This is a genomic window from Flavobacterium difficile (genome assembly GCF_011392115.1).
Classification (GTDB): Bacteria; Bacteroidota; Bacteroidia; order Flavobacteriales; family Flavobacteriaceae; genus Flavobacterium; species Flavobacterium difficile.
Window position 1 is genome coordinate 434,081 of record NZ_JAAJBT010000002.1, and the last position, 26,162, is coordinate 460,242.

24 protein-coding genes are annotated in these 26,162 nt (G+C 31.4%); 19 read left to right on the plus strand and 5 right to left on the minus strand.

All coding sequences use genetic code 11. The features are described from left to right. Nucleotides 1-7: 7 nt before the first annotated feature. The 3 genes from G4D72_RS04925 to G4D72_RS04935 all read right to left on the minus strand — a co-directional run bounded on the left by G4D72_RS04925 (nucleotide 8) and on the right by G4D72_RS04935 (nucleotide 2,308). A complete protein-coding gene (locus G4D72_RS04925; RefSeq protein WP_166076508.1) occupies nucleotides 8-865 on the minus strand; it encodes an alpha/beta hydrolase family protein in 858 nt (285 codons plus the stop codon). Nucleotides 866-970: 105 nt separating this feature from the next. Further along, nucleotides 971-1,429 (minus strand): RNA methyltransferase, encoded by a 459-nt coding sequence (locus tag G4D72_RS04930; RefSeq protein ID WP_166076509.1) that lies wholly within the window; start codon nucleotides 1,427-1,429, stop codon nucleotides 971-973. Nucleotides 1,430-1,630: 201 nt separating this feature from the next. After that, a complete protein-coding gene (locus tag G4D72_RS04935; protein WP_166076510.1) occupies nucleotides 1,631-2,308 on the minus strand; it encodes a Crp/Fnr family transcriptional regulator in 678 nt (225 codons plus the stop codon). 108 nt (nucleotides 2,309-2,416) lie between these two features. On the opposite strand from G4D72_RS04935, the gene G4D72_RS04940 reads away from it, so the two are divergent. The 8 genes from G4D72_RS04940 to G4D72_RS04975 all read left to right on the plus strand — a co-directional run bounded on the left by G4D72_RS04940 (nucleotide 2,417) and on the right by G4D72_RS04975 (nucleotide 11,277). Beyond that, nucleotides 2,417-4,804, plus strand: coding sequence for a heavy metal translocating P-type ATPase (locus tag G4D72_RS04940; protein WP_166076753.1), 2,388 nt, complete (start codon nucleotides 2,417-2,419; stop codon nucleotides 4,802-4,804). Between the two features lie 165 nt (nucleotides 4,805-4,969). Further along, the gene (gene ccoS / locus G4D72_RS04945) at nucleotides 4,970-5,131 is read left to right on the plus strand and encodes a cbb3-type cytochrome oxidase assembly protein CcoS (protein WP_166076511.1); all 162 of its coding nucleotides are present in this window, start codon (nucleotides 4,970-4,972) and stop codon (nucleotides 5,129-5,131) included. A 13-nt stretch (nucleotides 5,132-5,144) separates the two neighbouring features. After that, nucleotides 5,145-7,322, plus strand: coding sequence for a cytochrome-c oxidase, cbb3-type subunit I (gene ccoN, locus G4D72_RS04950; RefSeq protein ID WP_166076512.1), 2,178 nt, complete (start codon nucleotides 5,145-5,147; stop codon nucleotides 7,320-7,322). 3 nt (nucleotides 7,323-7,325) lie between these two features. Then, nucleotides 7,326-7,496 (plus strand): CcoQ/FixQ family Cbb3-type cytochrome c oxidase assembly chaperone, encoded by a 171-nt coding sequence (locus tag G4D72_RS04955; protein WP_166076513.1) that lies wholly within the window; start codon nucleotides 7,326-7,328, stop codon nucleotides 7,494-7,496. 12 nt (nucleotides 7,497-7,508) lie between these two features. Next, a complete protein-coding gene (locus G4D72_RS04960) occupies nucleotides 7,509-8,447 on the plus strand; it encodes a cbb3-type cytochrome c oxidase N-terminal domain-containing protein (RefSeq protein WP_166076514.1) in 939 nt (312 codons plus the stop codon). Nucleotides 8,448-8,514: 67 nt separating this feature from the next. Beyond that, nucleotides 8,515-9,936 (plus strand): cytochrome c oxidase accessory protein CcoG, encoded by a 1,422-nt coding sequence (gene ccoG / locus G4D72_RS04965; RefSeq protein ID WP_166076515.1) that lies wholly within the window; start codon nucleotides 8,515-8,517, stop codon nucleotides 9,934-9,936. Between the two features lie 102 nt (nucleotides 9,937-10,038). Next, nucleotides 10,039-10,485, plus strand: a complete 447-nt coding sequence (locus G4D72_RS04970) for a FixH family protein (protein WP_166076516.1) — start codon at nucleotides 10,039-10,041, stop codon at nucleotides 10,483-10,485. Between the two features lie 90 nt (nucleotides 10,486-10,575). Further along, entirely contained in the window at nucleotides 10,576-11,277 is a 702-nt protein-coding gene (locus tag G4D72_RS04975) for a sulfite exporter TauE/SafE family protein (RefSeq protein WP_166076517.1), read from the plus strand. A gap of 359 nt (nucleotides 11,278-11,636) precedes the next feature. Here the strand turns inward: G4D72_RS04975 and hemN are convergent, their stop codons facing one another. Further along, entirely contained in the window at nucleotides 11,637-12,998 is a 1,362-nt protein-coding gene (gene hemN / locus G4D72_RS04980) for an oxygen-independent coproporphyrinogen III oxidase (RefSeq protein ID WP_166076518.1), read from the minus strand. A gap of 326 nt (nucleotides 12,999-13,324) precedes the next feature. Then, nucleotides 13,325-14,137, minus strand: a complete 813-nt coding sequence (locus tag G4D72_RS04985) for a purine-nucleoside phosphorylase (RefSeq protein WP_166076519.1) — start codon at nucleotides 14,135-14,137, stop codon at nucleotides 13,325-13,327. Nucleotides 14,138-15,707: 1,570 nt separating this feature from the next. On the opposite strand from G4D72_RS04985, the gene G4D72_RS04990 reads away from it, so the two are divergent. The 11 genes from G4D72_RS04990 to G4D72_RS05040 all read left to right on the plus strand — a co-directional run bounded on the left by G4D72_RS04990 (nucleotide 15,708) and on the right by G4D72_RS05040 (nucleotide 25,937). Beyond that, nucleotides 15,708-16,046 carry a nucleotide pyrophosphohydrolase gene (locus tag G4D72_RS04990; protein ID WP_166076520.1) on the plus strand — a complete coding sequence of 113 codons (339 nt, stop codon included), beginning with the start codon at nucleotides 15,708-15,710 and terminating at the stop codon, nucleotides 16,044-16,046. Next, nucleotides 16,043-18,235, plus strand: a complete 2,193-nt coding sequence (locus tag G4D72_RS04995; protein ID WP_166076521.1) for a DNA/RNA helicase domain-containing protein — start codon at nucleotides 16,043-16,045, stop codon at nucleotides 18,233-18,235. Before G4D72_RS04990 ends, G4D72_RS04995 begins: the two co-directional genes overlap by 4 nt. Before the next feature lie 187 nt (nucleotides 18,236-18,422). Then, nucleotides 18,423-20,474, plus strand: a complete 2,052-nt coding sequence (locus G4D72_RS13390) for a cytidine/deoxycytidylate deaminase family protein (protein ID WP_166076522.1) — start codon at nucleotides 18,423-18,425, stop codon at nucleotides 20,472-20,474. 206 nt (nucleotides 20,475-20,680) lie between these two features. After that, nucleotides 20,681-21,130 (plus strand): hypothetical protein, encoded by a 450-nt coding sequence (locus G4D72_RS05005; RefSeq protein WP_166076523.1) that lies wholly within the window; start codon nucleotides 20,681-20,683, stop codon nucleotides 21,128-21,130. Nucleotides 21,131-21,133: 3 nt separating this feature from the next. Continuing rightward, nucleotides 21,134-21,283, plus strand: coding sequence for a hypothetical protein (locus G4D72_RS05010; protein ID WP_166076524.1), 150 nt, complete (start codon nucleotides 21,134-21,136; stop codon nucleotides 21,281-21,283). A 246-nt stretch (nucleotides 21,284-21,529) separates the two neighbouring features. Further along, the gene (locus G4D72_RS05015; RefSeq protein WP_166076525.1) at nucleotides 21,530-22,759 is read left to right on the plus strand and encodes an MBL fold metallo-hydrolase; all 1,230 of its coding nucleotides are present in this window, start codon (nucleotides 21,530-21,532) and stop codon (nucleotides 22,757-22,759) included. 49 nt (nucleotides 22,760-22,808) lie between these two features. Next, complete coding sequence (locus tag G4D72_RS05020; protein WP_166076526.1) at nucleotides 22,809-23,288, plus strand: hypothetical protein; 480 nt, start codon at nucleotides 22,809-22,811, stop codon at nucleotides 23,286-23,288. A gap of 2 nt (nucleotides 23,289-23,290) precedes the next feature. Continuing rightward, nucleotides 23,291-23,686 (plus strand): PDDEXK-like family protein, encoded by a 396-nt coding sequence (locus G4D72_RS05025; protein WP_166076527.1) that lies wholly within the window; start codon nucleotides 23,291-23,293, stop codon nucleotides 23,684-23,686. A 146-nt stretch (nucleotides 23,687-23,832) separates the two neighbouring features. Further along, nucleotides 23,833-24,243 carry a hypothetical protein gene (locus G4D72_RS05030; RefSeq protein ID WP_207784860.1) on the plus strand — a complete coding sequence of 137 codons (411 nt, stop codon included), beginning with the start codon at nucleotides 23,833-23,835 and terminating at the stop codon, nucleotides 24,241-24,243. A gap of 76 nt (nucleotides 24,244-24,319) precedes the next feature. Then, nucleotides 24,320-25,084 carry a DUF4339 domain-containing protein gene (locus G4D72_RS05035; protein ID WP_166076528.1) on the plus strand — a complete coding sequence of 255 codons (765 nt, stop codon included), beginning with the start codon at nucleotides 24,320-24,322 and terminating at the stop codon, nucleotides 25,082-25,084. A gap of 10 nt (nucleotides 25,085-25,094) precedes the next feature. Beyond that, a complete protein-coding gene (locus G4D72_RS05040; protein WP_166076529.1) occupies nucleotides 25,095-25,937 on the plus strand; it encodes a hypothetical protein in 843 nt (280 codons plus the stop codon). Nucleotides 25,938-26,162: the final 225 nt, after the last annotated feature.

The window sequence follows — 26,162 nt, forward strand, 5'->3', positions numbered from 1 at the left end:
TTAAAAATTAATGTGAAGCAATAAAATTATTAAAAGCAGTTTTAGCTAAAGGACTCGAAAATAAAGAAGCATGTTCGCCACCAGGAATTTCCACAAATGAACTGTTTTGACAAGAAGTACAAGACAAAATATCTACTTTAAAACTTGGCCAAGAATACATTTGAATAGGTGAATCATTTAAACCTTGCACAAATAGAATGTCTGATTGAAAGCCATTTGTAAAGTTTAATAATGATCGTTGCATATAAGCATTAGGATTGGAAGTGGTTGTGCCGTAAACATTTTTTAATTTAGTGCAGGTAACTCCAGTTGGAATTTGTCCATTTTCTTCTAATTGACATCTGTATACTAAATTTAAAGGACCAGGCGCATTTGCAATAACACCATTAGTTTGATGCATGGTATTTAATCGGGTAACTAAATAGCCACCTTGTGAATGACCTGCTAAAAAAACTTTATTTATGGTAATTCCCAATTGTTCACTAGCGTTATTTTTTACCCATAATAAAGCTGCTTCGGCATAAGTTATAGTGTCACCAAGTAATAAATTTTCACCAGGATAGGCAACACTAACAAGCATCATGTCATTTCTATCCAAAATGTTTTTAAAATTATCTAAAATAGTATTTGCAGCATTTAGTATTTCAGAATCGTATAGTACAGTTCCATGAAATACTACTAATACATCTACTTCATTTTGGATGGGTTTATCAACAATCACATCTACATCTAAGTTGTTGTACGAAACAGTCATCGTTTTTCGATAGGCAGTACTTTCTTGATTGTTGGAAGCTGTGTTCTCTTTCTCACAAGAGATCATAAAAGTAAAAATAAATAGGGTAAATAAGATACTTTTAGTTTTCATACTTTTAAATTTAGGTTTTGACCCTAAAAACGTGTAAAGGTTTAATGGGTATAGTAAATTAAAAAAAAAAGTAAGTCATTTAGAACTACAGGAATTCAGTTTGATTTAAATCCTAGGCTTATTCAAACCTCTATCATATAGAACAATACTTCCAGCTATAGAAACATTTAAACTTTTCTCCGATTTAAATTTGACTAAATGATGGCATTTTTCCATGGCTTTTTTGGTCATACCATGGTCTTCTGCACCTAACAAATAGACACAACGTTGTGGATGATGAAAAGTTTCCAAAGCTACGGCTGTATCGTCGAGTTCCACACCAACTAATCGGGCGCCTTTTGGTAAGTTTTCGTAAAAAGCTTCAAAAGTATCGTAATGAAAATAAGGAATCGCTTTTACAGCATTATGCGTATCACAAGCTTGTTTGGCATAACGTTTTCCAATCGTAAAAATAAAACTTGCGCCAAAGTTTTGAGCCGTACGCCAAAGCATGCCTAAATTTTCTGGCGTTTTTCCGTTTTGTATGCCGATTCCGAAGAATTCGTTTATAAAATTATCGTTCATGTTTTGAATAATGGGTTCTTTTAACCGCAAAGTTCACAAAGGTTTAAATTTCGTAAATTACACTTTTTACTTGACTCTTTTAACTTTTCACTTGGCTCTTTTTACTTTTCACCTGGCTCTTTCCACTTTTCACTTGGCTCTTCTCACCTGGCTCTTTTCACCTGGCTCTTTTAACTTTTTACTTGGCTCTTCAATACCAAACTAAATCATTCTTTGTAATTCTTTTTTATGAATGATGCTAATCTTTTTACCTTGTAAAGAAATCCAACCTTCTTTGTTGAATTCAGATAATAATCGGATGCAACTTTCTGTAGCGGTACCAATCATTCCTGCAATTTCTTCACGTGACAATTGAATTTTTAAACTTCCATCTTCAAAAGTTCCAAAATCGGATTCTAATTTTAAAAGTGTTTCTGCCAAACGTTGTTTTACAGTTTTTTGAGCCAAATTTACCATTCCGTCATCAGCGTCTTTTAAATCACCACAAACCGATTTCATCATGTTCAATGAAAATTGATTGTTCTCATTAAAAAATTTTAATATTTCTTGTTTCGGAATAAAGCAAACTTGCATGTCTTCAACAGCTACAGCACTCAAATTCGTAGATTCTTCACTAATTAAGGAACGTTGTCCTAATAATTCTCCTTTTTTTACCAATTTTACTATTTGGTCTTTTCCATTATCGCTTAACTTGGATAACTTACAAATCCCATCTTTAATACAGTAAATCCCATTTAATAAATCACCTTCATCAAAAATGGTTTCTCCTTTTTTTACAACGTACGAAGTCTTGCAATCAGCCATTCTGATTAACTCGTCTTTGTTTAACGCCTTTAAAGCACTAAACTCTCTTACTATACATTGTTCACATTTACTCATCTGGTAAAATTATTTGAAATCTGTACAAATTTACGAATAGTATGACAAATATCATATTTTACTTATAAACAAAATTTAACCTTTGTTGAAGGTAAAATGAGCATTATTATGGACAATAAAAATTGTTTTCATTGTGGTAAAACATATGCTACAAAGGAAGAAATACAATTTGACGCCAAAGGTTTCTGCTGTGTAGGATGCCAAACAGTATACGAAATTTTTAGTCAAAACGATTTAACGTGTTATTACGATTTTCAATCGGCTCCAGGAGCAACACCAGTAGAAATTAATGGAAAATATGATTTTTTAGATGATGAGAAAATTCAATCCAAATTATTGGAATTTAAAGAAAATGGAACACATATTGTTTCCTTGTACATACCACATATTCACTGCAGTTCATGCATTTGGATTTTGGAAAATTTACAAAAACTTCAAAAGGGAATAAGTACTTCTCAAGTCAATTTTACACAGAAAAAAGTCAGAATTATCTATAATCCTGAAACTACTTCGCTTAAAGAAATTGTGTACATATTGTCTTCTATTGGTTACGAGCCGTATATCAGTTTAGAAAATTACGAAACCGGTAAAAAAGAAATCGACCGAAGTTTAATTTATAAACTAGGAATTGCTTTTTTCTGTTTCGGGAACATCATGCTGTTATCGTTTCCCGAATATTTTGAAGTCGATGAATTTTGGATTAACAAATACCGGAATTTCTTTAGAACCTTAATCTTCTTTTTATCGTTACCTTCTTTTTTGTATTCGGCAAGTGGGTATTACATTTCTGCTTATAAAAGTATCAAATCGAACATGCTAAACATTGATATTCCTATTGCTTTAGGAATAATTGTAATGTTTGTACGAAGTGTGATTGATATTACTTTCGATTATGGTCAAGGCTTTTTCGACAGTTTAACGGGTTTGGTTTTCTTTATGTTATTAGGGAAATTATTCCAACAAAAAACCTACGATTTCTTGTCTTTTGAACGTGATTATAAATCGTATTTTCCTATTGCAGTAACCAAAATCAATCAAAATGGCGAAGAAGCACCTTGTCAGATTTATGATATTGAAAAAGGCGACCGACTAATCATTCGTAACCAAGAATTAATTCCTGTGGATGGGATTCTAATTTCTCCAAAAACAGCTTTAGATTATAGTTTTGTAACAGGTGAAGCCGTTCCGATTGAAAAAAAATCGGGTGATAAAGTCTTTGCAGGTGGCAAACAAATGGGTGGAATTATTGAAATGGAAGTCTTGTTTTCTGTTTCACAAAGTTACTTAACCCAATTATGGAGCAACGATGTTTTTCAGAAAAAGATAGATCAAAAGCACAAATCAATTACAGATAAAGTCAGTCAGTTTTTTACACCTGCTTTATTAGTTTTAGCTTTCGGTTCCCTTATTTTTTGGTGGTTTATTGATGCCTATATGGCTTTTAATGTGTTCACAGCTGTTTTGATTGTAGCTTGTCCATGTGCCTTAGCTTTAACCGCTCCTTTTACTTTAGGAAACGTGCTACGAATTATGGGAAACAACAAGTTGTATTTAAAAAACGCTCAAGTAATCGAACAAATGGCCAAAGTAGACACGTTAGTTTTTGATAAAACAGGAACGATTACTTCTTCACTAAAATCGAATATTGATTATGTGGGTGAAACCTTATCACAACTTGAATTTGCAAAAATTAAAAGTATCGTACGAAATTCTAATCATCCTTTAAGTCGAAAATTATATGAATTTTTACCACAATCGCAGGTAACTGAAATTTCTAATTACGAAGAAATTGTGGGGAAAGGAATGTTGGCTACAATTGATGAGGTTACTTATAAAATAGGTTCGTTACCCTTAATGAAGAATCCGAATTTGTTGGAACAAGATAAAAACACCAAAGTTCATGTTGAAATTGATAATTCGTACAAAGGGTATTTTGTATTCAATCACCAGTATAGAGAAGGTTTACACGATTTGTTTTATCAATTAAATAGAAACCATTTTCAAACGATTGTGCTTTCAGGTGATAACGATGGAGAAAGAGCATTTTTACAAACCATTTTGCCAGAATCTACCAAATTAGTTTTCAATCAGAAACCCGAACAAAAATTAGAATTCATTGAAGCTTTACAAAAAGAAGGCAAAAATGTAATGATGATTGGCGATGGTTTAAACGATGCCGGAGCTTTAGCGCAAAGTAATATAGGAATTGCACTGTCTGAAAATGTAAATGTGTTTTCTCCCGCTTGTGATGGAATTATGGATGCGTCGCAATTTCATAAACTGTTTGATTACATCCAATATTCTAAAAATGCGATGAAGACCATATATATGAGTTTTGGCCTATCACTAGTATACAATGCAGTCGGATTAACTTTTGCTTTAACAGGAAAGCTGTCTCCTTTGTTTGCTGCGATTATCATGCCTATGAGCGCCATTACCATCGTAAGTTTCGTAACTATTTTTAGTAAGTTTTATGGAAAAAAAATCAAATCCTAAAACGTAAATCCCAAATCGTAAATCGTAAATCATAAATCGTAAATCATAAATCGTAAATCATAAATCGTAAATCGTAAATCGTAAATAAAAATAAATCCATTACATGACAAATGTCATATTTATTGAATCACCACTAATCTAACTTTGTTTAAAACTTATAGAGGTATGAGTATCATATATTTCCTTATAACCATTAGCATTATAATAGCCATTGTGTTTTTAATTACTTTCATTTTAGCCGTAAGAAGCGGACAATTTGATGACGATTACACCCCTTCTGTGCGCATGCTATTTGACGATGAATTGAAAAAAACTAAAACTAAATAAATAATCAGTAATTATGGAAATGCAACAATTTCGTTATGATAATAAAATCGTTCGTAATTTTATTTATGCGTCACTACTTTTTGGAGTAGTCGGAATGTCAGTAGGATTATTAGTAGCGTTCTTTTATCTGTTTCCTAATTTAACAGACGGGATTCCGTGGTTAAGTTATGGAAGATTAAGACCTTTACACACCAATGCAGTAATTTTTGCCTTCGTTGGAAATGCGGTTTTCGCTGGAGTGTATTACTCTTTACAACGTTTACTAAAAGCCAGAATGTATAGCGACTTTTTAAGTCAAGTCAACTTTTGGGGATGGCAACTGATCATTTTAGGAGCGGCCATTACATTACCAATGGGAATTACCACTTCAAAAGAATATGCCGAATTAGAATGGCCTTTTGATATTGCAATTGCCATAGTTTGGGTAGCCTTCGGAATCAACATGATTGGTACAATTATCAAAAGAAGAGAACGTCATATTTATGTAGCCATTTGGTTTTACATCGCCACATTTGTAGCAGTGGCTTTATTACACATCGTTAACAGTTTAGCCATTCCGGTTTCTTTAACGAAAAGTTATTCAGTTTATGCTGGAGTGCAAGATGCCTTAGTTCAGTGGTGGTACGGACACAATGCCGTTGCGTTTTTCTTAACCACGCCTTTCTTAGGGTTGATGTATTATTTCTTACCAAAAGCAGCGAACAGACCAGTGTATTCATACAGATTGTCAATCATTCACTTTTGGTCGTTAATTTTCTTATACATCTGGGCAGGACCTCATCACTTATTGTATTCAACCTTACCAGATTGGGCACAAAACTTAGGAGTAGTTTTCTCAATCATGTTAATTGCACCTTCATGGGGTGGTATGATTAATGGCTTATTAACATTAAGAGGCGCTTGGGACAAAGTAAGAACAGATGCGGTTTTAAAATTCTTCGTAGTTGGAGTAACAGGTTACGGAATGGCAACATTCGAAGGGCCTATGTTATCTCTTAAAAATGTAAATGCTATTGCACACTTTACAGACTGGATCGTGGCACACGTGCATGTTGGTGCTTTAGCTTGGAATGGTTTCATGACTTTTGGTATGATTTATTGGATTATTCCACGTATTACGAAAACAAAATTATATTCTGAAAAATTAGCCAATTTCCATTTCTGGATTGGAACCTTAGGAATCATTTTATATGCATTACCCATGTATGTAGCTGGTTTTGTGCAATCGTTAATGTGGAAACAATTTAATGAAGACGGAACATTAGTTTACGGACAATTTATGGATACGGTTGTAGAAATTATGCCTATGTATGCGATGCGTTCTGTGGGTGGTGTTTTATACTTAGCCGGAGTTTTAGTGGGTGTATATAATGTAATAAAAACGGTTAAAGCAGGTGCACCAGTTGCAGATGAAGAGGCACAAGCAGCAGCTTTACCAACCCTAGCATCAAACCGATTAAGAAATGAAAAAGTGCACGCTTGGTTAGAACGCAAACCGGTTCAATTTACTATTTTAACTGTGGTTGCCGTTTCGATTGGAGGTTTAATTCAAATTGTACCTATGTTGATTGTAAAATCTAATATCGCAACCATTACAAGTGTAAAGCCTTATTCGCCCTTAGAATTAGAAGGAAGAGATTTATATATCCGTGAAGGCTGTAACAACTGCCACTCACAATTAGTTCGTCCGTTTAGAAGTGAAGTAAAACGTTACGGAGAATATTCTAAATCTGGAGAATATGTTTACGACCATCCTTTCTTATGGGGTTCTAAAAGAACGGGACCAGATTTAATGCGAGTAGGTGGAAAATATCCTCACAGTTGGCACTTTAGTCACATGTGGAATCCACAAGCCACAACTACGGGTTCTATCATGCCAGCGTACAAATGGATGTTTGATAATAAAAAAATGAAGCATGACGACATTCAGAAAAAAATGAGTGTCATGAAAACCTTAGGGGTTCCTTATACAGATGCTGACATTGCCAATGCTTTTACAAGTATCGAAAAACAAGCACTTGAAATTGAAAAAGGTTTAGAAACAGATCCAAATTTCTCTAAATCTTACGCAGCAAGTAAAGAAAAAGCAAAACTTACCGGTGAAAAATTTGTACAAATGAAAGACAGAGAAATTGTAGCCTTAATTGCTTACTTACAACGTTTAGGAACCGATATTAAAGTTAAAAAATAAGAGATGTTAAAATTTGTCAAACACAACATGGAAGGTATCAATGGGGTGGAAATATTCCCCATTATATCTCTAGTAATTTTCTTTACCATTTTTGTTTCTTATCTAATTTATGCTTTGTCATACAGCAAAGAACAAGTAAAAATTATGAGTGAATTACCTTTTAACGAAAACTAAAAATTCAAAACAATGAGAAAATATATTCCAGTATACGTTAGGTTTCCATTTTTTTATGCAATGGTTTTTGCTTTAACAGAATATTTTATTGATTCTGGCGACAGACCTGCTTTTCTAAAATACCCGATTGTACCCATAATACATGTGTTTTTAATATTCATGTTTATTACCGTTGAAGTAATAATGAAAGCATTAGACAGTGTTTCCTATCATCTTTTATCCGAAGAAGACAAAGTAAAATTTGATATCGAAAGTGCTAAACCCTTTACTCAAACCGAGACGTTTAAAAAATGGATGTTTAAAATTTCAGCTTTAAAACCCATAGAGCAGGAAAAAGACATTCAATTAGACCACGATTATGATGGTATTAAAGAGCTTGATAATGGTTTGCCACCTTGGTTTACAGGTTTGTTTTACGCCACGATTGTATTTGCTTTAGTGTATTTAGTTCGTTTTCATATTGTGGGAGATTATACGCAAGATCAAGAATATGTACTAGACAATACTTTAGCAGAAAAAGAAATAGCAGCATACAATAAAACAGCTCCAGATTTAATGAATGTTGATAAAGTTACGCTATTAACCGAAGAAGCTGCTCTTGCAGAAGGAAAAGCAATTTTTACAACTAACTGTGTTCTTTGTCATAAAGCCAATGGAGGTGGAGCAATTGGCCCCAATTTAACAGACACGAGTTGGATTTTAGGTGGTGGAATTAAAAATTTATTCAAAACAATTTCTGAAGGAGGCCGACCAGGAAAAGGAATGGTGGCTTGGAAAGAGAGTTTAAAACCCACTGAAATTCAAAAAGTGGCCAGTTATGTATTGTCGCTACAGGGAACAAAACCTGCAGATGGAAAAGCTCCTGAAGGTGAAGTTTGGGAAGAAAATAGAGTAGCTAAAACGCCAACTGCAGATGTAGTACTTACAGATACCGTAACAAAAAATAAATAATAATCATTTGGATGTAAGGGTGTTACATCCAAATTTGTTGCAGCAGAAATGCAAAATATAAAAAGTGATGTCAAATATAGAAGACGATAGTTTCCGAGATTCCATCGGAACCATAAACGAAAAAGGAAAAAGAAAATTCATTTTTCCTAAAAAACCTCAGGGTAAGTTTTATGAAAGAAGAAAATTACTGAGTTATGTGCTATTACTTCTTTTGCTATCAAGTCCGTTTATAAAAATTAACGGCAATCAGTTCTTATTATTTAATGTTTTAGATCGAAGATTTAATATTTTCGGAATGCCCTTTTGGCCACAAGATTTTTATTTAGTGGTGGTTTTAATGATAACGGGTGTGGTAGGTTTAACTTTATTCACTGTAGCATTTGGTCGTGTTTTTTGTGGCTGGTTTTGTCCTCAAACTATTTTTATGGAAATGGTTTTCAGACGAATTGAATACTGGATAGATGGCGATAGAGGTGCGCAAATCAAATTAGAAAACCAAGAATGGAATGCAGAAAAAATTAGAAAACGTGTCTTAAAATGGACGTTTTTTTTAATCATTTCATTTGTCATAGCGAATGTGTTTTTAGCTTATTTGGTTGGAAGTGATACACTAGAAGCGATGATTGTTGAAGGACCTTTAAGTCATGTAAAAACCTTAATTGTACTTTCTATTTTTACCGGTATTTTCTATTTCGTTTTTACCTGGTTTAGAGAACAAGTTTGCATCATCGCTTGTCCTTACGGAAGATTGCAAGGCGTACTTTTAGATAACAAATCGATTGTGGTGGCCTATGATTATGTTCGTGGTGAGAATGAAAACGGTAGAGCTAAAATTAAAAAAAATGAAGACCGACAAGCTTTAAAATTAGGCGATTGTATCGATTGCCATCAATGTGTAAATGTTTGTCCGACCGGAATTGATATTCGTCACGGTACGCAATTAGAATGTACGAACTGCACGGCTTGTATGGACGAATGCGATGTAATGATGGAAAAAGTGAACTTACCAAAAGGTTTAATTCGCTACGCAAGTGAAGTGGAAATTACCAAAAAAGAAAAGTTCCAACTCACCACTAGAATGAAAGGATATATTGCGGTTTTAGTCATTTTAACCACAGTTATGGTTTCTATGATATTATTACGAACTGAAGTCGACACCAAAATATTACGTTTATCAGGTCAGTTGTATGAAGAAAAAGGAAAAAATATTAGTAATGTGTACACGTATCGAATCATTAATAAAACGAACGATAATTTAAAAAACATCACGTTTAAGTTAATCAATCCGAAGGAAGGAAAGTTAAAATTGGTAGGAAATCCTATCCTTCACGTAGAAAAAGCAAGCGCCGCAACGGGAACTTTATTTGTTGAAATTCCAGGTGTTTTATTAGAAACTGACAATACAAAAATAAATATAGAAGTGCATCAAGGTGATAAAGTGATTCAAACCATTTCTACAAATTTCCTTGGTCCAAGAACATTTAATTAAAATAAAAAAATCATGAAATCGCTAACTAAAGTTTTTTGCTTAAGCAAATTCCAAATGATAAGCGATAACATTTTTGACCACTAACAAATAAAATTTACAAAAATGAAAATCAATTGGGGAACAGGTGTAGTCATTGGCTTTGGAAGTTTTATGACTTTTATACTATTTTTTGTGTTTTTAGTACAATCGAACTCGAAATACGATAACGAATTAGTGGCAGACGATTACTACAAACAAGAAAGTAACGTGCAACGTGATATTGAAAGTCAAACCCTTTCCAACGCATTGAAAACAAAATTAAAAATTGAAAAAACAGCAGAAGGCATACAAATTATTTTTCCTGCAGCTATCGATTATAAAAACATAAATGGAACTATTTCCCTATACAGACCGTCAAACCAAAAGTTGGATTTTGAAACGAAAATTTCTTTGTCAAGTCCAATAATGCTCATACCTAAACATAAATTGATTGGCGGTCTATGGGAAATATCTATAAATTGGAAAGTAGAGGAGCTGACATATCTAAACAAAGAAACAGTCTATTTTTGATTTACGATTTACGATTTGGAATTTGATTTCATAACGTTTTTGACAAACTAAGTTAGTCATATAGAAACACTTTTACTTTTTACTTAACCAATGCTTTATTCTGCGCTTCTTTTCGGATTTATTAGTAGTTTGCACTGCGTGGGCATGTGTGGACCAATTGCAATGATGATTCCAGTGGATAATAACAATCCTATGAAAAAATGGTTGCAAATTAGTACCTATCAAATGGGTCGAGTAACGGCTTACACTTCATTAGGTGTACTATTCGGATTTTTGGGAGCAGGATTTTTCTTAGCTGGATTGCAACAACAATTATCAATAGTAGTCGGCGTTTTGATGATAGTAATTGCCATAGTTCCTGAAAAAAAATTAGCACAATACAATTTCTCTAAACCCATTTATAAAATCATTTCGAGGGTTAAAACCCAATTAGGACTCCAATTTAAAAAGAAAAGTTATAAGTCCTTATTTCTAATTGGTTTGTTTAATGGGTATTTGCCTTGCGGAATGGTGTATGTGGCGCTATTCGGAGCCATGGCCATGAATAACGTTTTTTTAGGAAGCTTGTACATGACGCTATTCGGATTAGGTACTATTCCACTTATGATGGTTTTGGTGAATTTCTTAAAAACCACACAGTTTTCATTTTATTCTCAATTTCAAAAAGTAATTCCAATACTGATTATTTGTATAGGTATTCTATTTGTTCTAAGAGGTTTCGGTTTAAATATTCCTTATATTTCTCCAAGTGTCATGAATTTACATATTCAATCGGAAGCGAATTGCCATTAGTTATTGCTCGCAAAGTTTTTTTCTTGCCACAAAGGCGCAAAGGCGTAAAGTCTTTTTTGCACGCAGATTGAAAAGATTAAAAGGTTTTTGGATAGCGTAGAGTTTGTCATTCCGACTTCGGAGGAATCTCATAATCATCTTCCATAATCTTACCCTCAAACTTGTCATCCTGAAAGGATCTCAGGCAAAGTCGCAAAGTTTATAATTTTTAAGATTTTCTATTTCCAAAAATTCGAAAATTCGTGGCTAACAAATACCATTTAGTTTGTCTCCCGAAGTTCCGGGACTCAAGCAAACCACTTCTGCAATGTTTAACCACATTGTCCTTTTCGTAAATCGTAAATTCCAAATCCCAAATATCATATCGTCATAGAAAACAATTCCGTTTGTGGTGCGACTTTTTTCAATCTTAAATCGAAAGCCATGCAAATATTTCTTACGTAAGCTTTTCCTAAATCGGTAACCGTTAGTTTTTTATCTTGAATGACTAATAAACCATCTTGTTGCATTTCGTAAAGACTATCTAAAACCTCGTATATTTCTGGAAAAAATTGGCTTTCATTTTCCCAAGAAGTTTCAAAATGACACATTAAATTTAGGATATGTTGTCGGATAATTAAATCTTCATTTGTTAAATGATGCCCTCTGAAAACCGGTAATGTATTTGCATTAATTTTTATATAATACGCATCTAAAGACTTCTCGTTCTGAGCAAAACTGTTCCAGCTATCGCTAATTGATGATACGCCTAAACCTATCATTACATCCGTTTTGGAGGCGGTGTAGCCCATAAAATTACGATGTAAGGTTTTGTTTGTAAAGGCCAAATACATTTCATCTGAAGGTAACGCGAAATGATCCATGCCAATTTCTACATAGCCAATTTCAAGTAACATTTTCTTACCTAATTCGTACAATTGTCGTTTGGCCTCGCTTTGCGGAATGTCTTCGTCGTTAAAGCCACGTTGTCCGTTTCCTTTTAACCACGGCACATGCGCATAACTGTAAAATGAAATTCTATCTGGTAATAAAGATTTGGTTTTCAGAATAGTATCTTCCACATTTTCTAAAGTCTGGAAAGGCAAGCCGTAAATTAAATCGTGCCCAATGGAAGTATAACCAATTTCTTTTGCCAATAATGTCACTTTCGAAACATTATGAAACGATTGCATTCTGTGAATGGCTTCTTGCACTTTCGGACTATAATCTTGCACACCAAAACTTACTCTTCTAAATCCTAAATCGTATAAAGTTTGTAAATGTTCTTTGGTAGTATTGTTCGGATGTCCTTCAAAACTGAAGATGTAATTTGTGGCTTTATTAGCCGTTTCAAAAATCCCATGAATCAGAAGCGTTAAATTCTCGACTGAAAAGAAAGTTGGCGTGCCTCCACCTAAATGAATCTCTTTAATATTTGGTTTTCTTGAAAACAAATTACAATACATGCGCCATTCTTTAATTACTGCTTGAATGTAGGGCAATTCGACTTCATGACGTTTAGTAATTCGTTTGTTACAGCCACAAAACGTGCATAAACTTTCACAAAAAGGCAAATGAATGTACAAACTGATGCCATCGGTTTGATTGCTAATTTTAAATGTTTCTTTTACATCATGTATCCATTGTTGCTCTGTGAATTTTTCTTCATCCCAAAACGGAACCGTAGGATAACTGGTATATCTCGGACCAGGAACATTGTATTTTTGAATTAATGAGATCATAACTTCAGAATTTACTCCAAAATTAGGAGGTTTGATAAAATTAAAGTATGATAATTGTCATGTGTATTTTTTTACCACGAAGACACAAAGTAACGAAGTTTTTTTTGCGCGCAGATGGGAAGGATGGAAAGGATTTTGGATTGCGTACAGTTTGTTATCTCGAAAGTATCTCACCCTAAGCATAAAATCTTTAAGTTTTTTTAATCCGATAAATTCGAAAATTCGTGGCTAAAAATAATACTACAGATTGTCCTACTATCCCGAAACATCGGGATTATTTCAGTATCTCACTTAAATACTAAAGCCTACATTGTAAATTCCAAATATCAATACAAACGAATCAATTCTTTAATTAACAACCTTACGTTAGGTTCTGCCATTTTAGCTGCTTTTAAAACCTCTTCATGCGTAACGGTTTCTATATTTTCTTCATTTCCCATATCGGTAATGACTGAAATTCCGAAAGTTTCCATATCCATGTGTCTGGCTACAATCACTTCTGGAACCGTGCTCATTCCAACACAATCACCGCCAATATTTTTAATCATTTTATATTCGGAAAGTGTCTCATAAGTTGGACCTTGAAGTGCAACATAAACTCCTTCATGGACTTCCACCTTATAGTTTGTCGCGATTTCTTTAACTTTTGCAATCATATGAGGGCTGTAAGGTTCGCTCATGTTTACAAATCGTGGCCCTAATCTTTCATCATTTGCACCTCTTAAAGGATGTTCGGGCATCATGTTGATGTGATTGGTAAGCAATACAATTGAACCCACTTTATACTTTGAATTCACACCGCCCGAAGCGTTGGACACAATTAATTTCGATACCCCTAACGCCTTCATTACCCGAATAGGAAAAGTGACTTCTTTCATGTTGTAACCTTCGTAATAATGAAAACGCCCTTGCATGGCCACAATTTTTTTGGTTCCAATGGTACCAAACAAAAGCGCCCCTCTATGTCCAGCAACTGTAGCAACAGGAAAATTAGGAATTGCAGCGTAGGGTAGTGTGAATTTTATTTTAATGTCTTCCGAAAAATTACCTAATCCAGAACCTAAAACCACTCCATATTCTGGAGTGAAGTTAGTTTGCTCTTTTATAAAATCGCAGGTTTCTAATATTTGATTGATCATAATTGTGTTTTTTTATGTTATTCAAATATACGAAGAGTAGGGCAGTTAAATGCTGATAATTGTCATGTGCATTTTTATTTGCCACGAAGACACGAAGTTTTTTGCCACGAAGACACAAAGTCACGAAGTTTTTTTTTGCACACAGATGGAAAGGATGAAAAGAATTTTTTTTGCCACAAAGACACAAAGTCACGAAGTTTTTTGCATGCAGATGGAAAGGAATAAAAGGATTTTGGATTGCATACAGTTTGTCTCCCGATGCTTCGGGACTCAAGCCAACTACTTCCACAATCTTACCCTCATTTTTGTCATACTGAACTCGTTTCAGTACCTCACGCCAAGCCTAAATCGTACTTCTAACTTCTAACTTCTAGTTTCTAACTTCGTACTTCTAACTTCAAAACACATAGGCACATAAGTTGGATTGAGGGTAAAGACGCTTTGCTCCAAATAGAACACATAAGTTTGCTTATAGTTTTTCTCCCGATGCTTCGGGACTCAAACCAACTTCTTCCACAAACTTACCCTCATTTTTGTCATACTGAACTCGTTTCAGTACCTCACGCCAAGCCTAAATCGTACTTCTAACTTCTAACTTCTAACTTCGTACTTCAAAACACATAGACACATAAGTTTGCTTACAGTTTGTCTCCCGATGCTTCAAGACTCAAGCCAACTACTTCCACAATCTTACCCTAATTTTGTCATACTGAACTCGTTTCAGTACCTCACGCCAAGCCTAAATCGTACTTCTAATTTCAAGTTTCTAACTTCTAGTTTCGTACTTCGTTCTTCTAGTTTCGTACTTCGTTCTTCTAACTTCGTACTTCAAAACACATAGACACATAAGTTGGATTGAGGGTAAAGACGCTTCGCTCTAAATAGTGTACATAAGTTTGTTTATAGTTTGTCTCCCGATGCTTCGGGACTCAAGCCAACTACTTCCACAATCTTACCCTCAATCTTGTCATCCTGTCCTGAAACTACGGAACTCACTCAAAACAGCAAAGTCGCCAAGCATAAAATCTTCAAGATTTTAAATCCGATAAATCCGAAAATTCGTGGCTAACCATTACCATTTAGTTTTTCTCCCGAAGCTTCGGGACTCAAGCTAACTACTTTCACAATCTTACCCTCATTTTTGTCATACTGTCTAGAAAATTCGGGATCGTTTCAATACCTCACGCCAAGTCTAAATCGTACTTCTAACTTCTAACTTCTAGTTTCTAGTTTCGTACTTCCAACTTCCAACTTCTAACTTCGTACTTCAAAACACATAGACTCATAAGTTGGATTGTAGGGAAAAGCGCTCTGCTTTGCCTTGTGCATTTAAGTTGTATCGGCGGTTTTTTTTAATTTTTATTGTCCTCATTTTTAATTTTTTTTACAAATTTTTAAAACCGTAAACATTTGTACGGAAAACCGTAAAATTGTAAACGACACTTTGCATATATTTATAGCCAACCAAAAACCAAATAAAACTACCTACAACCAACAACCCAAAAACAGGTAGAACTACCTATTGTAGGTAAGGTTTTAAATTGGTAAGTTTGGGGAAATATTTAGTAATATGGATAAGTATAATGAAGTTATAAAAGCATTGACGAAGTTTAGAGATGATAGAGATTGGAAACAGTTTCATGATTCAAAAAATTTGGCATTAGCTATTTCTATTGAGTCAGCAGAATTAAATGAAGTATTCTTATGGAAGAATGGTGAAGATGCAGAGAATGTGAAAACAGAAAAAATAAAAGAAGAGTTAGCAGATATACTTTCATTTTCTTTTTTATTAGCTGAAAAACATGGCTTAGATATATTTGACATCGTTTTAGAAAAAATTAAAATAAACGCAGAGAAATACCCAGTTTATAAAGCAAAAGGAACTGCAAAAAAGTATGATGAACTATGATCAAAAATCGAGTATTTTCAATTGAAAAATTTGATTTTGATTCAAGTTTATTCGATGAGTTTAATAGTAATCATTATGCAAAAGATTTATGGCCCATAGTTTATATTTTAAGCGATGGTACAATAAATGAAGCTTATGTAGGTGAAACTACAGATGCTTATGCAAGGATGAGCAGTCATTTAAAAAACAATAAAAAAAATAAATTATCTGCAGTCCATTTAATATCTAGTGAAAAGTTTAATAAATCTGCAACATTAGATATTGAATCTAATCTTATAAAATACATTTCTGGTGATGGTCAATACAAATTGATTAATGGAAATGTTGGATTGGCAAATCATAATTATTATCAGAAGAAAGAAGTTTATTGGGATATTTTTAAATCTATTTGGGATAATTTACGTTCTGTTGGAATTGCAAAACATCCTATTGATTTTATAGATAATTCTGACTTGTTTAAATACTCACCTTATAAAACGCTATCATCCGAACAAAAGAATAGTTTATTGATGATAATGAAAAACCTGTTAGATAATACTTATAAAAATATTATTATAGAAGGTGGTGCAGGAACAGGTAAAACGATTTTAGCAATCTTTCTATTTAAGTTACTAAATACATCCAATGAGGATTTTAATTTTGAAGAGTTTGGAAATGACGAATTCGAATTCATGGAGATTGTTTTTGAGTTAAAAAAGAAATACCCTAATCCAAAAATGGCATTAGTTGTTCCAATGTCTTCTTTTAGAACTACTTTGAAGAAAGTTTTTAAGAATATCAAAGGACTTAATGCAAATATGGTAATCGGACCAGCAGAAATTATTAAAGATACTTTTGATATTGTTGTGGTTGATGAATCACATCGATTACGAAGAAGAGTAAATCTTGGAGCTTATTTTAGAGCTTTTGATGTTGTATGTGAGAAGTTAAATTTAGATAAACATACTTGTAATGAATTAGATTGGATAAAGAAACAATCTGAAACTGCGATTTATTTTTATGATGAAAATCAATCTATAAAACCATCTGATGTTAAAAAGGAAAGTTTTGATATAATGAAAGCCAATAGTTATTCAAAAACTGAATATTTAAAATCTCAGTTTAGAGTAAAAGGAGGTAATGACTATGTAAAGTATATAGGGAATCTTTTAAGATGTAATCTTGATAAATCTGATAATGTTTTTAATTCAAAAGAATATGAATTTATTCTTTTTGATTCTATTGATGAAATGGTCAATCAGATTAAATCAAGAGATGCCGAAACTGGTTTAGCAAGACTTGTTGCAGGGTATTCTTGGCCATGGATGACAAACAAAAAGGATTCTAAACAAGATTTTGATATTCAAATTGGAAGTACAAAATTAAAATGGAATAGTACAAATATTGATTGGGTTAATTCTAAAGATTCAATAAACGAAGTGGGATGTATTCATACAACGCAAGGATATGATTTAAATTATACTGGAATAATTTTTGGAAATGAGATTAGCTATGATAAAGCTACTAATCAAATTATAATTCTAAAAGAAAATTATTATGATGTTAATGGAAAGCAATCTATTCTTGACCCTGAAGAATTAAAAGATTTCATTGTCAATATATATAAAACCATAATGCTGAGAGGAATTAAAGGAACTTATGTATACGCTTGCGACAAAAACTTAAGAGATTATTTTTCTCAATTTATACCTCAAATAAAAGCTCAACAAGAAACTATTATTTTAGAAGAAAGTGAAGTAATTCCTTATGTAAATAGTATTCCAATTTATGACTTGAAAGTTGCAGCTGGAAATTTCAGTGAATTGCAAACTGTAACTGATTGCGAATGGACAACTTTGCCAAAACAATATAAACCATCAAATGATTTATTTGCTTGTAAAATCAAAGGAGAATCTATGAATAAAATCATACCAAATGGTTCAATTTGCTTATTCAGAAAATATTCAGGCGGCTCAAGAGATGGAAAAATTGTTTTAGTAGAACACACCAATATACAAGACCCAGATTTTGGTTCTAGCTATACAGTAAAAGAATATAGAAGTATTAAAAATATTGAAAATGATTCTTGGAATCACAAATCTATTATTTTGAAACCTCTAACACATAATGAAGAGTATAGTGAAATAGTATTAGAAGAAGATGACTTGAGTAGTTTGAGGGTTATTGGGGTTTTTGAGTGTGTACTTTAGATATATAACATTATCAAAAGATTATTGTAGCGTTGAGTGAGACGGATATGATTATGGGGGAGATTGATAAGGTTTTAAATGATTAAAAATAAATGAACAACAGAGATAAGGTAATTAACTAAATGGTTTATGAGTTTTATTTGTTAATAGAGAATGAAATAATAATTATAGGAAATAGTTAGAAAAAATGAAATTAAAAGAACTTTATAAAAATAGGACAGATTTTACAATAATAGGACTTACGGGTAGAACTGGTTCTGGATGCTCACAAATATCAGATTTACTGAGTAAAGATTTTAATAATTTAAGTAAAGGACTAAGAGAATCAGAAAGTTTTTCTGACCCAGTTTTTAAAAGAAAGTTTGAAATTACAAAGAATTATTTATCCTATGGTAACAATTGGCAACAATATGATATTATTGAGTATAAAAAAGTTTTATTATTATACATTATAAAAAAAACAGGAAGTGATTTCTTAAAAATTAGCAATCTATTAAATAAATATTATAAAGAAAATAAAGCTGAGGATAATAAAGAGTTAGTTAAAAAAAAGTTTACTGATTTAGAAGAAGTTTTTGCAAAGTATAAAACTTTATTAGTTGAGATTAATGAGTTAGTTAGTTTCGAAAAAATAAAAAAAAGTGAAAGTTTACTTTTGTTAAATAAAATTTTTTTTGGTGAAGAGTTTATTGAATTTACTAATGATTTTATGCATGTTTTAGAAGATGATGGGAACTATTTTAGAAGAACTTGTTTGTTACATTCTATTTCATGTAATATTAGATTGTCAAAAAAATCTGCTATTGACAGTAATACTGACCCAAATAATGTTTATACGATTGCTGAGTTAATAAATAAAATAATAAAGGCAAGAAAAAAATTCAATGATTTAGAAAATAAATCAACAAAAATTGCAATCGATTCGCTTAGAAATTCTTTAGAGATTACTTTTTTTAAAGAACGTTATTCTGCATTTTATATGATTGCGACCAAGGATATTATTGAGAATTCAAGAGAAAGATTAGACGAAAGATTTCTAAAAAAAATACCTAACGATAATGAGCGTCATGAACTAGTAGAAAAGTTAATTGATTTAGACGAAACTGAATATAAAAACAAAGATTTTTCAAAAGGAATATTTACTTCACCAAACGTAGAAAATTGTATTCAGAAAAGCGATTATCATATTTTTAATTTGAAAGTTGATCAAATAGATACTTTCTTAGATTTATTTGAAATAGAAAATGGTGTTACTTTCATTGAAAAAGAAAAGATTTCGAACACTTTTTTGACTAGAGAAGAACAATTAATGAAACTTATTTCACTAATTTATCAGCCAGGATTGATAACTCCAAGTGCAAGTGAAAGAAATATGCAGATAGCATACACCGCAAAATTGAATTCAGGTTGTATTTCAAGACAGGTAGGCGCTGTAATTACAGATAAAAATTTTGTAGCAAAATCTATTGGTTGGAATGATGTTGCAAAAGGTCATACACCCTGTAATTTAAGAAATGTAGAGGATTATTTTAACGATAATATTTCGAATAGCGTTCATTATAGTGAATTTGAAAAAGGAAATCCTACAAGTACATCAGACTATAAGTATAAAAATAGTGCTGTTTCAAATTTTAAAGAGGCAATAATTGATTATTTTGAACAAGATTACAATGATAAAAAAGAGGAACTAAATGGTAAAAATTGTTCATTTTGTTTTAAATCTATTCATAATCATTATGAAGGAGAATCAAATCAAGTACATACAAGATCTTTACATGCCGAAGAAAACGCCATGCTTCAACTAACTAAATCTGGTGGATTAGGAGTTGAACATGGGATACTCTTTACAACTGCAAGTCCTTGTGAACTATGTTCAAAAAAAGCATATCAATTAGGAATTAGAATTATTTTTTATATTGACCCTTATCCAGGTATTGCAGTTGACCAAATCCTTCATGGAGGTAGGATTAAGCCAATATTATTTCCTTTTTCAGGTGCAATTGGAAATTCATATCATAAATTATACGAGCCATACTTATCTCAAAAAGATGAAATAACTATGTCTTTAGAAATGAATGATAAAAACATAAATATAAATCAGTTTAAAAATATCTTAAAGAAAATTTATCCAAAATATGAACAAATTAAAGATATTAAATCAATCGAAGATGTTCAAATGATTATAGAACAAGGACTTTCAAAATTTGTTAATAATGAGGAAGAAGCTGAAAATTTATAAATTCTATTTAGTAAGTTAAGAAAATGATTATCCCGCCTAGCGAAGTCACCAGACTTCGTTTAAGTTTGATAAAATAGTCAACCTTATAGCTCTAAAACTAAAATCTAAATTAGATACCACAGTTTAAAAGAGCTAGATATATTTATGGTATATGAGTTTTATGTGTCAATAAAAGAAAAAGTAAAGATTATTGAGAAAAATTAATAATGGGAAAGAAAAAAAAGAAACATATTAATAATCTAAATGAATATATAAAGACTGCTGAAAGTAGAGCAAAATATTCTTTGGAAAGATTTGATATATTAATTATAACCTTATCAAGTGGTGGCATTGCGCTTTCTATGAGTTTTTTTGAAAATTTTAAAGAAATAAACAAAACCCAAGTTTACATTGGATGTGTTTTTTTTGCAATAGCAGTAATAATTAATCTGTTGTCTCAAATTACAGGTTATTATGCAAATAGATTTGATATAATGTATTCAATCCAAGAAGTTAGGGAATTAGAAAAAAAAGAGTTTGAAAGCGACTATAAGAAGTACGATTGTTTTAAGAAGTTTTTTGATTTTTTTACGACTCTTTTTAATTTTAGTTCATTATTAAGTTTCATGACTGGAATGATCTTTATAATACTATTTATAACAAAATTAAATTTCTAAATTATGAGTGACGAAGAGAGAATTAAAAAAGAACAGGAAGAGAGAATTAGGAGAGAGCAAGAGAAAAGAAGGCTAGATGAAGAAAGAAAAAGAATTGCTCTTACTGAAGAAGTTAAGAAAGGAATAGGTTCAGGGTTGAGACCTAAAAAATAATTTTACAATTTACTAGCCCGCTGCACAAAGTCTCCTGACTTTGACTCTCCTCGAGCTAGATTCATTTCGCGTTTGTTAAAATAATAATAACTAGAGCCTTTTAATATATAGAATACAATTTGCAAAAATGCTATATAACCCAACACTTAATAGAAACGTTTTAACCTGGGTAATGTCGGGCGATATTGCCATACCAGAAATACAACGCACATTTGTTTGGGATAACTTTAAAAAAAAAGTACTTATATGATTGAAGGAGAGTTCAAATTTTATCCAGTTGGGCAAGGATGTTTTTATGGCGGCTCAATTAAAAAAAATGAAGAAGAATTTGTAATAGTTTATGATTGTGGTACTGTTAGCTCAAGAAAATTCTTACTTGACTCTATTACTAAATTTAAAAGAATTTTTAAAAAAATTGATTTATTAATGATTTCTCATTTTGATGAGGATCATGTTAATGGACTTAGTGAACTCCTAACTGGAATTACATGTGAAAAAGTTATTATTCCATATTATTCACCAATTACCAGATTAACATTACTTTCTAATTACGATTCAAGTGATGAATATATTTCGTTTTTAAAAGATCCTGTTTCATATCTTTTAAATACAGATAAATTTGAAATTAATGAAGTTTTGATTATTCAAAATGAAGATGACAATAATTCTGATTTTAAAGCACCAGAGCCAAAATCTCCAACAGAAAATTCTAATTTTGAAAATCTAAAATCAGCATTTGATTTAATCCAGAAAGAAGAGGATAAAGATTTTAAAAGTAAAGTAAAAATCCAAGAAGGTAAAGATTATGTTTTTTCTGAAAAGGCAAAATATTACTCGTTACCTTTTAAAATTTCAATTTACAATGAGTTTTGGGAGTTTATTTTTTACTTGAAAAACTTTGGTAATCCAACAGAAATAATTAATTTCCAAAGAGAAATAGAAGAATTATTAAATAAAACAAAAGATAACAAACTGTCGTCATTATTTGATAAAACATTTATTCCAAACATAAAAAACATTTATAGAAAACATATTAATGGCGATTTAAATTATTCTTCTCTTTCTGTTTTTCATGGACCAATAGCCAATGAAAATTTAAATAGAATTAGAGTTTCAATTCGTAATTCTTTTCATTTTCCAATTAATAGAAGAAAATCAGGTACGTTATTAACTGGTGATTCTTTTTTAAAGAAAGATGAAGATTACTATCCATTTTATAATTACTATTCATCTTATTATATTGATAAAACGTTACTTTTTCAAGTACCACACCATGGCTCATGGAATAATTGGAGATTTTTTCCGAATGAATTATCAAATATTCCATGTTACATCTTAAATTATGGACATAAAAGAAAAAAACATCCCAATAAATATGTTTTGAGGGATTTACTTACTAATTCAATATTTAAAAATGTATTACATAATCACCAATATCAAGAAATAAAATACAAAATAAGAATAAGAAGTTATTAAGGTCAGTAACTTACAATTTGACACTAGAAAAATCTTAAATTAAATTAAAATGAAATACTTATTACTAGGCGGCGCTCCTAACACCGGAAAAACAGGAAGTCTAAATAGATTAGCAGCTACACTAATTACTACAAAAGGATTTAGAAATGTTGCAAATTGGAATTATCCTCCAACTGTTACTAATGGTGATTTTAGACTAATATTAGAAGGATTGGATAACAATAAAAATCTAATTAGAATTTACATAAACTCAGCTTCTGATACAAAAAAAATTATTCAAGATTGTAAAAAATTTTATGATGACAATCAGCCAGTAGATATAATAATAAGTAGCATTAGAGATATATTTAGTGCTAGAACAGAATTTTTTAATATTATGAAAGTAGATAATTCTATTGATTATATTATGGAGCTACCATTAGCAAAAGTAAGAAGAGGAAATCATCGTGGTTTATGTCTGAAATGGTATGAGGAAAAGATTGATAAGCTAGCAGTGCATACGTTAGAAAATGATCCATATAATTTATAAATATGGCTGAAATACAATCAAGTAGTACAGGACTTTCAGGCGAGTATTTTGTTGCTGCTGAACTATTAAGAAGAGGTTATACAGTTGGTATTACAATGGGTAATGCAAAAGCTATTGATATATTGGCTGAGAAAAATGATAAGCAATTTATTATACAAGTAAAGGCAATATTTAAACAAAAAAATGTTGGTTGGCCAATTGTAAAACAAAAGGTTAAGTCTGGATGTTTTTATGTTTTTGTTAATTTAAATGGAGATAAAATGACAGAACCAGAGTATTTCATTTGTAATAGTAATGAAACCGAATTATTAATTAAAGAATATAGAACAAGAGCAATCATGAATCGTTATTCTTTAAATAATGATGATTTTAAAAGTCGCTGGGATAAAATAAAGTAGCCAAAATTAAAATATTAATAATGCAAAAATACTCTGTAAACCAACAATTAATAGAAACGCTTTTAACCTGGGTAAAGTCGTGCTTAGCCAACGAGTAATTGAATTGATTGTTAAAAAATAAAATATAAACTAAACGACAAACTAATATGAAAACAAGATTTTTTACACTTACACTAGTATTAATTACGTTGGTTTCTTTTGGTCAAAACAAAATAAATGAAACTAATATTTCTGAACAAAAACAAATTTCTGAAAATGCTATTTATCAATTATTTCCAACACAAAATATGTGGACATTTATTAAATTAGACACAAGAAATGGAAAAATGTGGCAAGTGCATTTCAATATATCTAATGATGATGGTTTTCAAGGAGAACTAATCTTAAATTCATATTCACTTTTATATTCAGATGAACAGGAAATAAAAGGAAGGTTTACACTTTACAAAACAGAGAACACTTATAATTTTATACTATTGGACCAAATAAATGGTAAAACTTACCAAGTACAATGGAATAGCGATAAAGAAAAGAGATTTGTTAGTCGTATATATTAAATCAATTTTACACAACTTTTTTTACGTTTATTTTAAATGATAATATCTAATACCTTTAAAATCATATAATTAAAAAATGAACAAGTATTATTTACAAAATGGTTCTGAAAGCATTGGACCATTTACAATTGAAGAATTAAAAGCAAAAGGAATTACTAAAAACACTCCTGTTTGGTGCGAAGGTTTCCCAGATTGGGTAGAAGCTAGTAGTGTAACTGAATTAGCAAGTATTTTAAATGCTACACCGCCACCCATTAAGAAAACTGCACCACCGCCAATAATTACTAAAAAATCAAGTGGTTTAAATTTTATTCAAAAGATTGCTTTATTTTTTTTAATTGTAATAATTGGACTAATCATATTTTCAAGTTTGAACGAAACAAAATCTGAAGATAATTTTGAAACTGAATCTATTGATAGTGTTGTAGATAGTTCAGCATCTGTTGTTGATGATTCTAATTCAGAAGAAAATAAAAAAAGAGATGCAAGAAATTCCATTACATCAAAAGTAAATGCTCAAACAAATGAGTATACAGTTGATGCTTTAGGAGGTATTACAAATTTAGAAATTACTTTATATAACAATACAGATTATAAAATTGATGAATGTGAAATTCAGGTGGAATACTTAAAAGAAAATGGTTCAGTTTTTAAAACAGAGTATTTAATAGTAAATAATATTCCAGCACATCAAGACAAAACCTTATCTGCACCAGATAGTAATAGAGGTTTAGAAGTTAATGTTAAAATAAATTTTATTACATCTAAAAAATTAGATTTATGTTATTCTAGTTTAGAAGATTTAGTTGCTGGAGATATTGATCCTTATAAATGTAAATAAACCAAAACCCATGAAAAAAACACTTACACTTTTACTACTAGTTGCCCTAACTAGTGTTTTCGCACAAACTACACCAAACACAGTAGATTACAAAAGCAATTTTAATTCGGAAGAATTAGAAGCAATAGGAAAAACAATTAAAGATCCGATAGAAAAATATGAGTTTTACAAACATTTGTATGTGGTGAATGAAATTGAAAGGTTAAGATACATAGATGAAAATTCGGAATTACAATTAGGAGAACTACAAAAACTTCCAAATTCTGTATTGTACGATTTTGTAAAAAAATACCTTTCAGAATATACGGTTGTAAACGAAAAACCCATCAGCGTAAAAGATTTAGACAAAAAAGACGAATACGAGGAGTTCACTTTAAGAGATAAAATTAATAAAGTGGATAAATTATTCATCGAGAAGGATTCTACTTTTACCGACAGTTTTAATTATTTAATTTATAATTCGTCTGGAATGTGTGCCTCGTATATTGAAGATTTTAAAAGAAATATTATTACTATTTACGGCGGTTGTGGTACAGGTGCAAGTTCACACTACACCTACGTTTTATTCAAAAATAACGAGTTTATCGATTTAGGAAATGGCTATTCTAAATTAACTAAAAGTCAGTTTAAGAAATTAACAAAAGCCATTAAGTCAATAGCAAAAGAATACAGTTCTCCTGCAGACCGTTCCGGCGCACAATTTAGCCAACGACCAAATGGAAATTTTATCATAACGTTTCGTGGATTTACAGAAGACGATATGGGCGCCAGTGGAGGTTCTTTAGAAATCACTTATGAAACGACAGATTTAAAAACCTTTATTCCAACATCCGTTGAGGTGGAAAAAAACTAATAGCAAAGTGTTGGGAAGTTGATTTGGAGATGAGGAGAAAGGTAGTCGAGGTGACAGGGTGAAGAGGTGATTTGGAGAGGGATTTTACAGGTAAATAGCGTATGGAAAACAAAAGGTTAGTGTATTATTTACCTAAATACGTTTCAGTACTTTTCGAAAAAAAAATTTAGGTCTTGTTAAAGTAGCAGGGCACAACAAAAAGTAGTATTAAAACAAATTATTAAA

Excerpts from the sequence above, each read along its gene's own strand:
- G4D72_RS04925 (WP_166076508.1), bottom strand. The coding sequence starts at position 865 with ATGAAAACTAAAAGTATCTTATTTACCCTATTTATTTTTACTTTTATG.
- G4D72_RS04930 (WP_166076509.1), bottom strand. The coding sequence starts at position 1,429 with ATGAACGATAATTTTATAAACGAATTCTTCGGAATCGGCATACAAAAC.
- G4D72_RS04935 (WP_166076510.1), bottom strand. The coding sequence starts at position 2,308 with ATGAGTAAATGTGAACAATGTATAGTAAGAGAGTTTAGTGCTTTAAAG.
- G4D72_RS04940 (WP_166076753.1), top strand. The coding sequence starts at position 2,417 with ATGGACAATAAAAATTGTTTTCATTGTGGTAAAACATATGCTACAAAG.
- ccoS (WP_166076511.1), top strand. The coding sequence starts at position 4,970 with ATGAGTATCATATATTTCCTTATAACCATTAGCATTATAATAGCCATT.
- ccoN (WP_166076512.1), top strand. The coding sequence starts at position 5,145 with ATGGAAATGCAACAATTTCGTTATGATAATAAAATCGTTCGTAATTTT.
- G4D72_RS04955 (WP_166076513.1), top strand. The coding sequence starts at position 7,326 with ATGTTAAAATTTGTCAAACACAACATGGAAGGTATCAATGGGGTGGAA.
- G4D72_RS04960 (WP_166076514.1), top strand. The coding sequence starts at position 7,509 with ATGAGAAAATATATTCCAGTATACGTTAGGTTTCCATTTTTTTATGCA.
- ccoG (WP_166076515.1), top strand. The coding sequence starts at position 8,515 with ATGTCAAATATAGAAGACGATAGTTTCCGAGATTCCATCGGAACCATA.
- G4D72_RS04970 (WP_166076516.1), top strand. The coding sequence starts at position 10,039 with ATGAAAATCAATTGGGGAACAGGTGTAGTCATTGGCTTTGGAAGTTTT.
- G4D72_RS04975 (WP_166076517.1), top strand. The coding sequence starts at position 10,576 with ATGCTTTATTCTGCGCTTCTTTTCGGATTTATTAGTAGTTTGCACTGC.
- hemN (WP_166076518.1), bottom strand. The coding sequence starts at position 12,998 with ATGATCTCATTAATTCAAAAATACAATGTTCCTGGTCCGAGATATACC.
- G4D72_RS04985 (WP_166076519.1), bottom strand. The coding sequence starts at position 14,137 with ATGATCAATCAAATATTAGAAACCTGCGATTTTATAAAAGAGCAAACT.
- G4D72_RS04990 (WP_166076520.1), top strand. The coding sequence starts at position 15,708 with ATGGATAAGTATAATGAAGTTATAAAAGCATTGACGAAGTTTAGAGAT.
- G4D72_RS04995 (WP_166076521.1), top strand. The coding sequence starts at position 16,043 with ATGATCAAAAATCGAGTATTTTCAATTGAAAAATTTGATTTTGATTCA.
- G4D72_RS13390 (WP_166076522.1), top strand. The coding sequence starts at position 18,423 with ATGAAATTAAAAGAACTTTATAAAAATAGGACAGATTTTACAATAATA.
- G4D72_RS05005 (WP_166076523.1), top strand. The coding sequence starts at position 20,681 with ATGGGAAAGAAAAAAAAGAAACATATTAATAATCTAAATGAATATATA.
- G4D72_RS05010 (WP_166076524.1), top strand. The coding sequence starts at position 21,134 with ATGAGTGACGAAGAGAGAATTAAAAAAGAACAGGAAGAGAGAATTAGG.
- G4D72_RS05015 (WP_166076525.1), top strand. The coding sequence starts at position 21,530 with ATGATTGAAGGAGAGTTCAAATTTTATCCAGTTGGGCAAGGATGTTTT.
- G4D72_RS05020 (WP_166076526.1), top strand. The coding sequence starts at position 22,809 with ATGAAATACTTATTACTAGGCGGCGCTCCTAACACCGGAAAAACAGGA.
- G4D72_RS05025 (WP_166076527.1), top strand. The coding sequence starts at position 23,291 with ATGGCTGAAATACAATCAAGTAGTACAGGACTTTCAGGCGAGTATTTT.
- G4D72_RS05030 (WP_207784860.1), top strand. The coding sequence starts at position 23,833 with ATGAAAACAAGATTTTTTACACTTACACTAGTATTAATTACGTTGGTT.
- G4D72_RS05035 (WP_166076528.1), top strand. The coding sequence starts at position 24,320 with ATGAACAAGTATTATTTACAAAATGGTTCTGAAAGCATTGGACCATTT.
- G4D72_RS05040 (WP_166076529.1), top strand. The coding sequence starts at position 25,095 with ATGAAAAAAACACTTACACTTTTACTACTAGTTGCCCTAACTAGTGTT.